Source organism: Pseudomonas syringae, from assembly GCF_021606685.1.
In the GTDB taxonomy this organism is placed as follows: Bacteria; Pseudomonadota; Gammaproteobacteria; order Pseudomonadales; family Pseudomonadaceae; genus Aquipseudomonas; species Aquipseudomonas syringae_R.
The window spans coordinates 81810-96292 of the sequence record NZ_WKCB01000003.1 but is presented as its reverse complement, the minus strand read 5'-3'; the positions used below and the strand labels follow the sequence as shown (position 1 = coordinate 96292).

Genomic DNA, 14483 nt, shown 5'->3' with positions numbered 1-14483 from the left:
ATCACTGCGGGTTGGCACGGATGCTGGAAAGCAACGATTTCAGGTTGGCAGCCTTGGGCTTGACCAGCCAGAAACGGCGCAGGTAATCATCGAGGTTTTCGGCGAGGTTACGACCCCATTCGCTGCCGGTCTCCTCGACGTACTCGTCCAGCACGTGCTGCAAGTGGTTGCGGTACGACTCCATCGCTTCGCCGCTGATCCGCTGGATCTCGACCAACTCGTGGTTGACCTTATCGACGAAGGTGTTGTCCTGGTCGAGCACGTAGGCGAAACCGCCGGTCATGCCCGAACCGAAGTTGTAACCGGTCTTGCCCAATACCGCGACAAAGCCCCCGGTCATGTACTCGCAGCAGTGATCGCCAGTGCCTTCCACCACGGTGTGAGCACCGGAGTTACGCACGGCGAAACGCTCACCCGCCGTACCGGCGGCGAACAACTTGCCGCCCGTGGCACCGTACAAGCAGGTGTTGCCGATGATGGCACTGTCCTGGGTCTTGTAGATGCTGCCTTTAGGCGGAACGATCACCAGCTTGCCGCCGGTCATGCCCTTACCCACGTAGTCGTTGGCGTCGCCTTCCAGGTACATGTGCAGGCCGCCGGCGTTCCACACGCCAAAGCTCTGCCCAGCGGTGCCCTTGAAGCGGAAGGTGATCGGCGCTTTCGCCATCCCTTGGTTGCCGTGCTTGCGTGCGATTTCGCCGGAGATGCGTGCGCCGATGGAACGGTCGCAGTTGCAGATATCCAGAGCGAATTCGCCGCCGCTGGCGTCATTGATCGAGGAGCCGGCCATCTCGACCATCTTCTCGGCCAACAGGCCTTTGTCGAACGGCGGGTTACGGTCCACCTGGCAGAATTGCGGCTTGTCTGCCGGGATGTGATCGCTGCCCAACAGCGGCGTCAGGTCCAGGTGTTTCTGCTTGGCGGTCTGGCCTTCGAGGATGTCGAGCAGGTCGGTACGCCCGATCAGTTCTTCGAGGGAACGCACACCCAGCTTGGCCAGCCACTCACGGGTTTCTTCGGCGACGTAGGTGAAGAAATTCACCACCATGTCGACGGTGCCGATGTAGTGATCCTTGCGCAGCTTCTCGTTCTGGGTGGCGACGCCGGTGGCGCAGTTGTTCAGGTGGCAGATGCGCAGGTATTTGCAGCCCAGGGCGATCATCGGCGCAGTGCCGAAGCCGAAGCTTTCGGCGCCGAGAATCGCGGCCTTGATCACGTCGAGGCCGGTTTTCAGGCCGCCGTCGGTCTGCACCCGCACCTTGCCGCGCAGGTCGTTGCCGCGCAGGGTCTGATGGGTTTCGGCCAAGCCGAGTTCCCATGGTGCACCGGCGTACTTGATCGAGGTCAGCGGCGATGCGCCGGTGCCGCCGTCGTAGCCGGAGATGGTGATAAGGTCGGCATAGGCCTTGGCCACACCGGCAGCGATGGTGCCCACGCCGGCTTCCGCGACCAGTTTCACCGAGACCAGCGCCTTGGGGTTGACTTGTTTCAGGTCGAAAATCAGCTGCGACAAGTCTTCAATCGAGTAGATGTCGTGGTGCGGCGGCGGCGAAATCAGGGTCACGCCAGGCACTGCGTAACGCAGCTTGGCGATCAAACCGTTGACCTTGCCGCCTGGCAGCTGCCCGCCTTCACCGGGCTTGGCGCCCTGGGCGACCTTGATCTGCAGCACTTCGGCGTTGACCAGGTATTCCGGGGTTACGCCGAAACGGCCAGTCGCGACTTGCTTGATTTTCGAGCTCTTGATCGTGCCGTAGCGCGCCGGGTCTTCACCACCTTCGCCGGAGTTGGAACGCGCACCCAGGCGGTTCATGGCTTCGGCCAGGGCTTCGTGAGCCTCAGGCGACAAGGCGCCCAAGGAGATACCGGCGGAGTCGAAGCGCTTGAGGATCGATTCCAGCGGCTCGACTTCGCTGATGTCCATCGGCGTGTCCAGGGTTTTCACCTTGAACAGGTCGCGGATCATCGACACCGGGCGGTTATCCACCAGGCTCGTGTATTCCTTGAACTTGGCGTAGTCGCCCTGCTGCACGGCGGCTTGCAGGGTATTGACCACGTCCGGGTTGTACGCGTGGTACTCGCCACCGTGCACGAACTTGAGCAGGCCGCCTTGCTGGATCGGCTTGCGCGCGCTCCAGGCTTCGGCTGCCAGGGCTTTTTGTTCGGCTTCGATGTCGACGAAACGCGCGCCCTTGATGCGGCTCGGCACGCCACGGAAGCTCAGCTCGCAGACTTCTTCCGAGAGGCCGATGGCTTCGAACAGTTGCGCACCACGGTACGAAGTGACGGTGGAAATACCCATCTTCGACAGGATCTTCAGCAGGCCTTTGGTGATGCCTTTACGGTAGTTCTTGAACACCTCATAGAGGTCGCCCAGCACTTCACCGGTGCGGATCAGGTCGCCCAGCACTTCGTACGCGAGGAACGGATAAACGGCCGAGGCGCCGAAACCGATCAACACTGCAAAGTGGTGCGGGTCACGGGCGGTGGCGGTTTCCACGAGGATGTTGGAGTCGCAGCGCAGGCCTTTTTCGGTCAGGCGGTGGTGCACAGCACCGGTGGCCAGCGAGGCGTGGATCGGCAGCTTGCCCGGGGCAATATGACGGTCAGTCAGCACGATCTGCGTGCGACCGGCGCGCACAGCCTCTTCGGCCTGATCGGCAACGTTGCGCACAGCGGCTTCAAGGCCGAGGCTTTCGTCGTAGTTCAGGTCGATGATCTGGCGGTCGAAGCCTGGGCGATCCAGGGTCATCAACGAGCGCCACTTGGCCGGGGAAACGACCGGCGAGCTGAGGATCACGCGGGAGGCGTGCTCCGGCGATTCCTGGAAGATGTTGCGCTCGGCACCGAGGCACACCTCCAGCGACATCACGATGGCTTCGCGCAGCGGGTCGATCGGCGGGTTCGTCACTTGGGCGAACTGCTGGCGGAAATAGTCGTACGGCGTGCGTACACGCTGGGACAGCACGGCCATCGGCGTGTCGTCGCCCATCGAGCCGACGGCCTCGTAGCCCTGCTCACCGAGCGGGCGCAGCACCTGGTCGCGCTCTTCGAACGTCACCTGGTACATCTTCATGTACTGCTTGAGCTGGTCGACGTCGTAGAAAGCCGAACCGTGGTCGTTGTCTTCCATGGTCGCCTGGATGCGCAGGGCGTTCTTGCGCAGCCATTGCTTGTACGGGTGACGCGACTTCAAGCGGTTGTCGATGGCGTCGGTGTCGAGAATCTGCCCGGTTTCGGTGTCCACGGCCAGGATCTGGCCAGGGCCTACGCGGCCTTTGGCGATGACGTCTTCAGGCTTGTAGTCCCACACGCCGATTTCCGAGGCGAGGGTGATGAAACCATTGGTGGTAGTGACCCAACGCGCCGGGCGCAGACCGTTACGGTCAAGCAGGCACACCGCGTAGCGGCCGTCGGTCATGACCACGCCGGCCGGGCCGTCCCACGGCTCCATGTGCATCGAGTTGTACTCGTAGAACGCACGCAGATCCGGGTCCATGGTTTCGACGTTCTGCCACGCAGGCGGAATGATCATGCGCACGCCACGGAACAGGTCGATGCCGCCGGTGACCATCAGCTCGAGCATGTTGTCCATGCTGGAGGAGTCAGAGCCCACGCGGTTGACCAGCGGGCCGAGCTCTTCCAGGTCCATCAGGTCGTTGGCGAACTTGGTGCGACGGGCCACGGCCCAGTTGCGGTTGCCGGTGATGGTGTTGATCTCGCCGTTGTGGGCGAGGAAGCGGAATGGCTGGGCCAGCGGCCATTTCGGCAGGGTGTTGGTGGAGAAGCGCTGGTGAAACACGCAGATTGCGGTTTGCAGGCGCTCATCGCTCAGGTCTGGATAGAAGGCGGTCAAGTCCGCCGGCATCATCAGGCCTTTATAAATGATGGTCTTGTGGGAAAAGCTGCAGATGTAGTGCTCGGTGTCAGCGGCGTTGGCCACGGACGAGCGACGACGCGAGGTGAACAGCTTGATCGCCATGTCCTGGTCGCTCAGGCCATCGCCGGCGATGAAGACTTGCTCGATCTGCGGCAGGCGCTCCAAGGCCAGGCGGCCGAGCACACTGGTATCGATCGGCACTTTGCGCCAGCCGACGAGTTGCAGGCCGGCAGCCAGGATCTCGCGGTTCATGTTCTCGCGAGCGGCTTCAGCTTTAACCGGATCCTGGTTGAAGAACACCATGCCCACGGCGTACTGCTTGGGCAGGTCGACCGCAAAATGCTCTTTGGCGACAGCGCGCAGGAACTGGTCGGGCTTTTGAATCAGCAAGCCGCAACCGTCACCGGTCTTGCCGTCGGCGTTGATCCCACCGCGGTGGGTCATGCAGGTCAGGGCCTCGATGGCCGTTTGCAAAAGGGTATGACTGGGCTCGCCCTGCATATGGGCTATCAGGCCGAAACCGCAGTTATCCTTGAATTCATCGGGTTGGTACAGACCTGCTTTCATAGACACTTTCTCACCAGGCTGCCTCTTATACCGAGGCAAATTTCTTTTCAATTCAACCGGTTACCTTCCACGCCGAACGTACGCCGGCTTAGCGGGGGCAAAAGGGAGGTCATTGTACACACCGACACAGACGCTCACAAATTTAGCGACGAAATGTCGCAAATCTATGTCGCATTTATGAAAGGTTTAAAGCGATATGCTGTGCTAGTCAAAACTTTTTTAATTCTGACCGCTACGACTCAAAAGCTACTGTGACGCAGACACCACAAAGCGCGCGGCCTGTAGAGGTCGCACGCACTTGCGGTTTTAATTTTGAGGTGCCGGGAGGGCGGCCTGGGTAAGGCCGCCGGATCTTCAGCGAGTTGTTGCCAGTTCTTGTTGAACGCTGGCGACAGTGCGAGGCCAAGGTTTACCAGCCTGAACCTTCGCTGGCAAGGTTTTGATCGCAGAATCAGCGGCTGCACGGCTGGAGAAGTTGCCGTAGGTGATCACGTAGAGAGGCTTGCCGTTGAGCACTTTCTTGAAATAACGGTACTCGCCGCCCTGCTCTTTCACGAACGCCTGAGCGTTGGCTTCGGAGCTGGTACCGAGGATCTGCACCACGAAGTTACCGGTCGGCTGGCTGGCGTACCAGCTGCTGCCGGCGGCACCCGCTTTGGCGACGGTCGCAGGCTTGGCAGCAGGGGCCGGGGCTGGTTTAGCCGCTGGCGCTGGCGCGGCAGGCTTGGCCACAGGCGCAGGCGCAGGCTTGGCGGTGGCGACCGTCGGTGCCGGTGTCGGCTTGGCGGCCGGCTGACCCGCTGGCACGCCCGCAGGCGGCGCAGTGGTGGTCACGGTTGGCGGTGTGGCGCTGGAACCTTCCACGGGCACGCCGTCGTCGCCTTCGGAGATGCCGCCAGCCTCTTCGGCGAGCGGACCGCGCATCACCGGCTGACCCACCATCGGCAGGTTGGTCGGCTGGCCGGAGTTGGCGAATTCAACGTTTGGCGTTGGCTTGCCCAGTGGCAATTGCGCTTGTTCGGTAGGCGCACCGGCGGTGGTCGGTGCCTTGCTACGACCTGGGATCAACCAGGCGGCGGCAACAGCGACCACGACGACGGCGGAAATGGCCAGTACGTGTTTCTTAGGCATGGTGAACCCCATCTTTGGACGCTTGACCGCAGAGCGGCTGGCAATCATGGCTTCGATCATGGCATCGCGGGCAACCTGGTTGATGGTGCCAGGCCAGCCGTCGGAGCTTTCGTGAATATCAGAGATCTGCGCTGCGGAGAAAAGTTCGATACCGGCCCCAGCGCCTTCGAGGCGTTGAGCCAGGTATTCGCGGGTTTCTTCCTCTTCGTACGGCTGCAGCTCGATGACGTGGAACAGCTCTTGGTCACCACTGATCTGTTCCAGATCGGCGATCAACGACGACTCGCCGAACAGGAACACATGCGGACGCCCTTCCGGCGTGCCCGCGGCGAGCGCCAACAGCGCTTCCAGGGCGGACTCGTCGAGCTGCTCGGCGTCATCCACCAGCAGGTAGACTTCCTGGCCGGTCAGGCCCAACTGCACCACTTGCTTGAGGATTGCGTTCGGTTCGGCAGTGGCTACGTCCAGCGCCTGCGCCACTTGGCGCAGCACACCCGCCGCATCACCGGCGCCACGCGCCGACACCACCACGCTCTGTACCGATTGTTTATTGGTGCTGGCCACCAGCGCCTGGCGCAGCAAGGTCTTGCCGCTGCCCAATGGGCCAGTGACTACCAGCAGCAGTTGGCTGTACCGCGCAAGGTGGTGCAACTGCCCGAGCACAGGCTTGCGCTGGGCCGGGAAAAATTTGAAACCAGGCACCCGTGGAGCAAAAGGGTCGTGGCTTAACTGGTAATGGCCGAGGAACGCCTCGTCGGCATGCAAACTAGTCATCGGGATCTTATTAACCTTTAAGCTGGGCCAGGGCGCGGTAATCCGCTCCCAGCGTGGCCTGTAAAATCTCTTTCGGATAATCGTCGGTCACTACCGCTTCGCCCATGTGGCGCAGCAGCACCAGTCGCAGTCGACCGTCGATCACTTTCTTGTCTATCGCCATATGTTCGAGGAAGTCCGCCTCGGTCATCTCCTCAGGCGGAATCACCGGCAAGCCGGCACGCTGGAACAGACGGATACCGCGATCCCGCTCCTGGGCGCTGATCCAACCCAGGCGTTGCGACATCTCCAACGCCATCACTGTGCCAGCCGCGACAGCCTCCCCATGCAACCACACACCATAGCCCATGTGCGTTTCGATCGCATGGCCGAACGTGTGGCCGAGGTTCAAAGTAGCGCGTACACCGGACTCCCGTTCGTCGGCATTCACCACCAGGGCCTTAGCGGCACAGGAGCGCGAAATTGCCTCGGTCAGTGCCACCTGGTCCAGGTTGCGCAGGGCGTCGACGTGCTCTTCAAGCCAGGTAAGGAAGGGCTCGTCGCAGATCAGCCCGTACTTGATCACTTCCGCCAGCCCCGCCGACAGCTCGCGGGGCGGCAAGGTGTTGAGGGTTGCGGTATCGATCAGCACAGCCTGAGGCTGGTAGAACGCACCGACCATGTTCTTGCCCAGCGGGTGGTTGATGCCGGTCTTGCCGCCCACCGACGAATCGACCTGGGACAACAAGGTGGTCGGCACCTGGATAAAGTCGACACCACGCTGGTAACAGGCGGCCGCAAAACCGGCCATGTCGCCGATCACGCCGCCGCCGAGGGCGACCACGGTGGTGCGGCGATCATGGCGGGCGGTGAGCAGGCCATCAAAGATCAGTTGCAGGGTTTCCCAGTTCTTGTGGGCTTCACCGTCAGGCAACACCACGGAAATCACCGAGTACGCCGACAGGCTGCGGCTCAAACGCTCAAGGTACAGCGGCGCGACTGTTTCGTTGGAAATGATCGCCACTTGCCGCCCGGCAATATGCGGGGCAAGCAACTCGGGCTGGTCCAACAGACCTTCGCCAATATGGATCGGGTAGCTGCGCTCGCCTAGATCGACCGTAAGTGTCTGCATGTGTCCCCGCGTTGAAGATGTATTGACGACCGGCAATGCCGAAATTCGGCGTCACCTGATGGCTCTACGCCACACCTCGGAGGGTGGTGGCGCGCCGCCGAGAATAGCGCATTTCGGGCCTGGCTTTAACGGGGTGGTAGCCGTTGCAGGCGCTCTAGAATGTCGAGGACCACCATCCGCGGTGGCCGCTCATCGGTTTCCACCACCAGATCGGCAATCTCCCGATACAGCGGGTCACGCAGCGTCAGCAGATCCCGCAGGGTCTTGGCCGGGTCTGCGGTACGCAGCAAGGGGCGGTTGCGATCGCGAGCGGTGCGGCCCACCTGCTGCTCGACCGACGCATGCAGATACACCACCCGACCACCGGCATGCAGCGCGCGGCGGTTTTCATCGCGCATCACTGCGCCACCGCCGGTGGCCAATACCACGCCATCGCAACCGCACAGCTCGGCAATCATCGCCTGCTCGCGGTCACGAAAGCCCAGCTCGCCTTCCTTATCGAAGATCCATGGGATATTGGCGCCCGTGCGCAATTCAATTTCCTTGTCGGAATCTTTGAATGGCAGGCGCAGCTCTTTGGCCAGCAAACGGCCGATGGTGCTTTTTCCAGCCCCCATCGGTCCTACAAGAATCAAATTTCGCACAGAATCAACGACTCACAGCAATCGCCTGGTTATTCATAATACGCGGAGTCAGGAATACCAGCAGCTCGGATTTTTTCTCCGCCACCACATCGCGCCGGAAAAGGCGGCCAAGATACGGCACATCGCCCAAAAATGGCACTTTATCTACCACTTTGCTTTGGGTATTGGAGAAAACTCCGCCGATGACGATGGTCTCGCCATCCTTGACCAGCACCTTGGCATTCACCTCGTTTTTCTTGATCGGCGGTACGTCGTTGAGTTTGTTCAAGTAGTCGGGCTCATCCTTGGTGACCTTTACCACCATGATTACGTAGTCGTCGGGGGTGATTTGCGGCGTCACCTCCAATGACAGCGAGGCCTCCTTGAACGACACCGACGTAGCGCCCTGGGAGGTGGATTCCTGGTACGGAATTTCGGTGCCCTTGAGGATTCGCGCGGTTTCCTTGTCGGAAGTAACTACCTTGGGCTGCGAGACAATTTCCCCATTACCGGTTTTCTCCATGGCCGTCAGCTCGAGGTCCAGCAGCAGGTTGTCTTTGATAAAAGCGATACCCAAACCGGATGTACCGGTCAGGGAGCCCAAGTCGACGAAGGGCGCGCCGGACGGATTTTCCGCCGGCTCAGCCCCCTCACCCTGGGGCTTCTGCGTGCCGCCCGCGCGCCAGTTGCCTCGGTTGAGCCGCCCGCCCCAGCGCACGCCAAGGCTTTTGTCGTAGTCGACGTTGACCTCGACAATCCGCGCCTCGATCATCACCTGGCGTACCGGGATATCCAATTGCGCCACGATCCGCCGCAGCTCCTCCAGGCGTTCGCCGGTCTGGTAGGCGATGATGTTATTGGTACGGTCATCCACCGCCACCGATCCGCGCTCATCTGTGGCGCCCTCAAAGCCGCTGATCGACTGAAACAGCTTGGCCAGGTCCGCCGCCTTGGCGTAGTTGACCTGCAACAGCTCACGGCGCAGGGGCGCCAGGTCGGCCATCTGCTTGCGCGACTCCAACATCAACAGTTCACGCGCAGCCAGCTCCTCGGCCGGCGCCACCAGCAGTACACCCGCCTTCACGCGCTTATCCAAACCCTTGGCCTGCAATACCAGGTCCAGCGCCTGATCCCACGGGACCGCCTTGAGTCGCAGGGTGAGCGAGCCCTGCACATCGTCACTGGCCACCAGGTTGAGGCCCGCCACATCCGCGATTTGCTGCAACGCGGCGCGCAGCTCGATGTTCTGGAAGTTGAGGTTCAGCGTGTCGCCGGTATAGGTGCTCACTGCTGAGTTGCCGGGGGGTGGGAGTTGGATCAAATCCACTCGATTGGGCACAGCTGCAGCCATCGGTGCTGTGAACGCTATCCATAGCGCCACACCGAAGGACGAAAAAGTCCTTTTCATTTTTTGCTTCCGTTATGAGTTGACGTTTAACACCAGGGTTCGCGAGCGCTCCAGCCATGCGCCCCGCTCATCGGGGAACAGCTCCACCAATTCGATATGGCCATCATGGATAGCCGTCACCCGACCGTGGTCCGGCCCCAGGTAATCGCCGACAGCCAGGCGATACACCGTGGATGCAGAGCGCAGCAGCGCAAAGGTTTGCACCCCGCGAGACAGGGTCCCGACCATTTTGAATTGATCCACCGCGAGGCTTTCCAGCACACCCCGAGGCCGAGTGAGGTCGGGCGCGGGTGCCGGTCGCCCGGGCGAGTGATCGACCTGCACGGCGAGCTGCAGGAACGGATCACGCAAACCCGCGCCGTCATAGACAAACGATGGCCTTTGCACCACCGCCTGAACCAGCGCGCCATCTTGCTGCGCGTGCCAATAGGTCCTGGCCAGCACCTCAAGACGCAACGAGCTGCCATCGCGCCGCAGGGTAAGGTCGTGCACCGTGGCGAATTGCGAAAGGTCACCCAGGGCGCCCAAGAACGTCGCCAGGTCGTGGTAGGCGCCTGTCACGCCGATCTGCACGGGCTGCTCGCTATAGAACGGCCGAAGCTGTTCGTCCAATGGGGTGACGCTTTCGATCAGCAAGCCGTTGGCCAGCGCCGACCGCCCGATATCCTCCAGCAAGCCAGGCATGTGCGACCGATCGGGAAATTGCTGCACCCACGCGTCAACCTCTGCCTGCAGACGCTCGAACTGCTGCGTATGCGCCTCAAGACCGGCGGACAAGACAGACTTCTGCGCAATCTGCTGTTGCAGCGCGACTTCCTGCGCCTCAGCCTGCTGCAACCGCTCCCGCGCCGGGCTCAAATACGCGAGATCACCCACTGCCAGCACCACTGCGGCCAGCGCGCAGCCGAGCAGGGCCTTGCCAGGCAAGGGCCATTTCGCAGCGTTGTGAGTGAGCGCGTAAATATCGAGCCTGGGCAGGCTCATGGGGTAGCCTCGGTGGGCTCCCCCTGACGCACCATCAGCTGGAATTCACTGTTGCCGCCAGCGCTTTCGACCCGCACATGCTGTAACCGAGTCGAGCGCGCCCCTTGGGAGGCCTCCAGGCGACGCATCAATTGGGCGATGTCCTGGCCGGACTCAGCACTGCCGCTGATGCTCAGCGTGTCACCCTTCGCAACCACTTCATGCAGGTGCACGCCATCGGGCACCGCACGCGCCAACTGATCGAGCAGTTGGGTGCCGGACGAACGGGAATCATGCAGGTCCTGCACAACTTTCATGCGTTGCGCCAACTGATGGCTTTGCGCTTGCAGGTCGTCGATGGTCTTGATGCGCGCATCCAGCACGCCGGCTTCTTTGCCCAGATGGTCATTGCGCGTCACTTGCCGGTCAATCGCCTGGTCGATCACCTGGTCCGCCAGCCACACGGCCGCGAGCGCCATGCAGGCGAAGGCCAGCAAGAACGCCAGGAAGTACTTGCGTCGCCGCTCCGCCAGCGCCTGGCGCCAAGGCAAAAGATTGATTCGTGTCTTCAAGCGAAACTCCTCAGGGCCAACCCGCAAGCAATTCCCATCTCTTGGGCATCCACGGCCCATTGTGCACCATCGACTCGATGGCCCGGCGTGAAGCTGGCGAAATCCTGACCGCAAGCGCGCGCCAATGCAAATGCTTCAACGTCTACCACCCTGGGCACCAGCCCCGCCAGGCTTAAAACCGCCTCGCGTGCTTCCACCTGCGCCCTGAGGCAAGCCGCCAGCAACACCTGCACGCGCGCCGGATCCTGCTGCACTGGGCCCTGGACGTGAAAGTCGAGGGCCACCTCGTCCAGCGGATAAGGAATGTATTGGTCGGCCTCCATCTGGATCATCCAGGTCATCTCGTCATCGCTGAGCCCGGCCTCCATGTCGATCAACCGTGTAATGACCGTGGGCCCGGCCACGGCCACCGCTGCTCCCCTGGCCGAACTGCGCAGCCGCGACAATGCAGCCTGCAAGGCGCGAGCGATCCCTTCGAGATCAAGCAAGGTGCCATCGACCACCGCGTGGCCAGGCAGTGCCTGCGTCGCATAGCCTTGAATGGTGTAACCCGAGGTTGAACGGCCGACCTCGATCAAGCGGACGGCCGTGTCATTGATGTCGACGCCCAAGAGGATGTCGCTTTTTCGCCTGAAAAATCCCTTTCTCATAAAACTCCCTAAAACTTTGCCTGTCATACCGCCTGATTGGCGCTGGGCGCAGTGCAGTCGGTCGACTTGTTTGAGCGGTGCGAATGACGCCCCTAGCCGAAAATGCTTTAATGCCCAGCGTTTTTCCCCGCTTTTTATCTATCGCCCGGGTTGATCCATCGTTTGCCATGCATGCCCCGACGCGTAACTCTTTCTTTTCTGTGGAAATCCAAAAGCCTTGATTCGTCTGCTGAAGTTTTTCGGGTACTCCATTGTCGCGATCGTCTGCGGGTTGATGCTCGTGCTCAGCGGGGCCTACCTCTACCTTAGTCCGGGTTTGCCCTCCGTAGAGGCCCTGAGAAGCATCCAGTTGCAGATTCCTTTGCGGGTCTACAGCAGCGATGAAAAGCTGATCGCGGAGTTCGGCGAAATGCGCCGCACACCGATCCGTTTTGCCGATATTCCGCCCAATTTCATCAGCGCACTGCTCTCGGCAGAAGACGATAATTTTGCCAACCACTATGGCGTCGACCCCAGCAGCCTGGTGCGTGCGGCCACGCAATTGGTAAAAAGCGGACACATTCAATCCGGTGGCAGCACCATCACCATGCAGGTGGCGAAGAACTTCTTCCTCACCAGCGAGCGCAGTTTTTCGCGCAAGGCCACTGAGATCCTCCTGGCGCTGCAGATCGAACGCCAGCTGACCAAGGACGAGATCCTTGAGCTGTACGTCAACAAGATCTACCTGGGCAACCGTGCCTACGGGATCGAAGCGGCGTCGCAGGTGTACTACGGCAAGTCGATTCGTGATGCCAGCCTGGCGCAGATGGCCATGATTGCTGGCCTGCCCAAGGCCCCGTCGCGCTTCAACCCCCTGGCCAACCCGGCGCGCAGCAAAGAGCGGCGCGACTGGATCCTGGGGCGCATGTACAAGCTGGGCAAGATCGACCAGGCCGCCTACGAAAGCGCGGTAGCCGAGCCGCTGAACGCCAGCTACCACGTGCCGACGCCGGAAGTGAACGCGCCCTACATCGCCGAAATGGCGCGGGCCGAGATGGTTGGCCGGTACGGCAGCGAGGCCTACACCGAAGGTTTCCGCGTGACCACGACGGTTCCGAGCAACTTGCAGGAAATCGCCAATACGTCGGTGCATTCCGGCCTGATCACCTACGACCAGCGCCACGGCTACCGTGGCCCTGAATCGCGCCTGCCGGGCAAGACCCTGAGCGCCTGGACCGCCGAACTGGGCAAGCAACGCGCGATCAGCGGCCTTGAGCCGGCCATCGTCACCCAGGTGAAAAAAGATGGCGTGCAGGTGCTGACCCGCACCGGCGAGGCGCATGTGGCGTGGGACAGCATGAAGTGGGCGCGCCCGTTCCTGAACACCAACAGCATGGGCGCGATGCCCAAGCAGCCGTCGGACGTCGCGCAAGTGGGTGATTTGATCCGCGTGCAGCGCCAGCCGGATGACAGCCTCAAGTTCAGCCAGGTGCCGCTGGCCCAGGGCGCCCTGGTGTCGCTGGACCCACAGAACGGCGCCATCCGCGCCCTGGTGGGCGGCTTCGCCTTCGAGCAGAGTAACTACAACCGCGCCACCCAGGCCAAGCGCCAGCCGGGCTCGAGCTTCAAGCCGTTCATCTATAGCGCTGCGCTGGATAACGGCTACACCGCCGCCAGCCTGGTCAACGATGCACCGATCGTGTTTGTCGACGAGTACCTGGACAAAGTCTGGCGCCCCAAGAACGACACCAACACCTTCCTCGGCCCGATCCGTATCCGTGAGGCGCTGTACAAGTCGCGCAACCTGGTGTCGATCCGCTTGCTGCAGGCGATGGGCGTAGGCAAGACCATCGATTACATGACGCGCTTTGGTTTCGCCAAGTCCGACCTGCCGCCGAACCTGTCCCTGGCGTTGGGCACCGCGACCCTCACACCGATGGAGATCGCCACCGGCTGGAGCACCTTTGCCAACGGCGGCTACAAGATCGCGCCTTACCTGATCGACAAGATCGAAAGCCGCAATGGCGACACCCTGTTCACTGCCAACCCGCCGCGCGTGCCGGGTGATGTGGTCAACGGCGTGGCGGCAACTGATGGCCTGGCGGCACCGAGCAACGGCGGTATCACCATCGAGCCAACGCCTGGCGCTGCGCCCGCTGCCAACGCCGCCACTACCGAACCGCAGACGCCCGCCGTGGCCGAGCGCATCGTGGATGGCCGTACCACCTATATCCTCAACAGCATCCTCGAGGACGTGATCAAGAAAGGCACCGGCCGCCGCGCGCTGGCCTTGGGCCGCGCCGATATCGCGGGCAAGACCGGTACCACCAACGAATCCAAGGATGCGTGGTTCTCTGGCTACAACGCCGACTACGTGACCACCGTGTGGACCGGCTACGACCAGCCTGAAAGCCTGGGCCGCCGCGAATTTGGTGGCACCGTCGCGCTGCCGATCTGGATGAGCTACATGGGTGCGGCCTTGAAAGACAAGCCGCTGCACACTCAGCCGGAGCCGGAAGGCATTCTCAGCCTGCGCATCGACCCGGTCAGTGGCCGTGCGGCATCGCCAAGCACGCCGAATGCGTACTTCGAACTGTTCAAGAGCGAAGACACGCCACCGTCGGTCAATGAGCTGGGCAATGGCGTTGCACCGGGCAGCCCGCTGCCGGCGGATGAAGGCGCGCCGATCGATTTGTTCTGAGCAAGCCCTCAAGCCAATGAGGTCTAAATGTGGGAGGGGGCTTGCCCCCGATAGCAGTGGATCAGCCAACTTATTGGGTGACTGACACACTGCTATCGGAGGCAAGTCGAATCGTCGCACCGCC

General features: G+C 61.7%; 8 protein-coding genes and 1 pseudogene. 1 reads left to right on the top strand and 8 read right to left on the bottom strand.

Annotated features, from left to right (window positions below):
• Position 1: 1 nt before the first annotated feature.
• The 8 genes and pseudogenes from gltB to pilM form a co-directional block, all read right to left on the bottom strand.
• The gene (gene gltB, locus GIW02_RS02135) at positions 2–4447 is read right to left on the bottom strand and encodes a glutamate synthase large subunit (RefSeq protein ID WP_236412198.1); all 4446 of its coding nucleotides are present in this window, start codon (positions 4445–4447) and stop codon (positions 2–4) included.
• Positions 4448–4801: 354 nt separating this feature from the next.
• Complete coding sequence (locus tag GIW02_RS02130; protein ID WP_236412188.1) at positions 4802–6352, bottom strand: AAA family ATPase; 1551 nt, start codon at positions 6350–6352, stop codon at positions 4802–4804.
• Between the two features lie 10 nt (positions 6353–6362).
• Positions 6363–7463, bottom strand: a complete 1101-nt coding sequence (gene aroB / locus GIW02_RS02125; RefSeq protein WP_236412186.1) for a 3-dehydroquinate synthase — start codon at positions 7461–7463, stop codon at positions 6363–6365.
• Between the two features lie 125 nt (positions 7464–7588).
• Positions 7589–8107 (bottom strand): shikimate kinase AroK, encoded by a 519-nt coding sequence (gene aroK, locus GIW02_RS02120; RefSeq protein WP_034105907.1) that lies wholly within the window; start codon positions 8105–8107, stop codon positions 7589–7591.
• A 4-nt stretch (positions 8108–8111) separates the two neighbouring features.
• Positions 8112–9359, bottom strand: a pseudogene (locus GIW02_RS02115) (type IV pilus secretin PilQ); the annotation flags it as partial.
• Between the two features lie 147 nt (positions 9360–9506).
• Positions 9507–10478, bottom strand: a complete 972-nt coding sequence (locus tag GIW02_RS02110; RefSeq protein ID WP_236412184.1) for a pilus assembly protein PilP — start codon at positions 10476–10478, stop codon at positions 9507–9509.
• On the bottom strand, positions 10475–11029 hold the full coding sequence (locus GIW02_RS02105; protein ID WP_236412182.1) for a PilN domain-containing protein: 555 nt from the start codon (positions 11027–11029) through the stop codon (positions 10475–10477). Before GIW02_RS02105 ends, GIW02_RS02110 begins: the two co-directional genes overlap by 4 nt.
• Positions 11026–11679, bottom strand: a complete 654-nt coding sequence (gene pilM, locus GIW02_RS02100; protein ID WP_236412181.1) for a type IV pilus assembly protein PilM — start codon at positions 11677–11679, stop codon at positions 11026–11028. Before pilM ends, GIW02_RS02105 begins: the two co-directional genes overlap by 4 nt.
• Positions 11680–11899: 220 nt before the next feature.
• Here pilM and GIW02_RS02095 point away from each other — a divergent pair, with 220 nt between their 5' ends.
• Positions 11900–14359 carry a penicillin-binding protein 1A gene (locus GIW02_RS02095; protein ID WP_456361628.1) on the top strand — a complete coding sequence of 820 codons (2460 nt, stop codon included), beginning with the start codon at positions 11900–11902 and terminating at the stop codon, positions 14357–14359.
• Positions 14360–14483: the final 124 nt, after the last annotated feature.

Excerpts from the sequence above, each read along its gene's own strand:
- GIW02_RS02110 (WP_236412184.1), bottom strand. The coding sequence starts at position 10,478 with ATGAGCCTGCCCAGGCTCGATATTTACGCGCTCACTCACAACGCTGCG.
- GIW02_RS02130 (WP_236412188.1), bottom strand. The coding sequence starts at position 6,352 with ATGACTAGTTTGCATGCCGACGAGGCGTTCCTCGGCCATTACCAGTTA.
- aroB (WP_236412186.1), bottom strand. The coding sequence starts at position 7,463 with ATGCAGACACTTACGGTCGATCTAGGCGAGCGCAGCTACCCGATCCAT.
- gltB (WP_236412198.1), bottom strand. The coding sequence starts at position 4,447 with ATGAAAGCAGGTCTGTACCAACCCGATGAATTCAAGGATAACTGCGGT.
- pilM (WP_236412181.1), bottom strand. The coding sequence starts at position 11,679 with ATGAGAAAGGGATTTTTCAGGCGAAAAAGCGACATCCTCTTGGGCGTC.